The organism is Pseudomonas sp. MIL19 (assembly GCF_028680365.1).
GTDB lineage: Bacteria > Pseudomonadota > Gammaproteobacteria > Pseudomonadales > Pseudomonadaceae > Aquipseudomonas > Aquipseudomonas spirodelae.
Map to the genome: position 1 here is coordinate 1 of NZ_JAPPVG010000089.1, position 583 is coordinate 583.

1 protein-coding gene is annotated in these 583 nt (G+C 61.9%); it reads left to right on the forward strand.

Features of this window, described 5'->3' with window-relative positions; all coding sequences use genetic code 11:
* A partial coding sequence (locus tag N1078_RS19475; protein ID WP_274089707.1) for an MASE3 domain-containing protein occupies positions 1 to 583 on the forward strand: 583 nt, incomplete at both ends.

The following is a 583-nucleotide window of genomic DNA, read 5'->3' on the forward strand; positions in this document are numbered from 1 at the left end:
TGGCCCTGAGCCTGCCTCCGATTGCCATCTTCACTGCCCGTCCGGCCGACTACCTCTCGGTGCATATCCTGCTGGAAATGTTCGCCATCAGCGTCTCGCTGATGATTGTGACTATTGCTTGGAATACCCCTGATCATGACGCCGAGCCCATAGCCCAGACCTTGGTCTTCGGCTTCGCCAGCGTGGCCGGCCTGGACATGTTGCATACCCTGTATTTCGCCGGCATGCCGGGGCTGGTGGTGGATGGCAGTACCAACACGGCGATCTTTTTCTGGCTCAGCAGCCGTGCGGTCGAGGTGGCCGTTCTCTGCCTGGCAGCCCTGTCGTTGCGCCTACCCGGCAGCCGCAATGCCTGGCTGATAGCAGGCATTGTCCTGGTCGCCGCCCTGTTCCTGATCGCCACTCAGCGCCCACAATGGCTGCCGCTGAGCTATATCCCCGGCAGCGGCCTGACGCCACTGAAGAACACCTGCGAACTCATCCTGTGCGTCGCCAACCTGGGCCTGGCCCTGTGGTTCTTCCTGCGTAGCCGCAAGACTCAGAGCAGCCGCGATCTATGGCTGGGCGCGGCCTGTTTCATTAC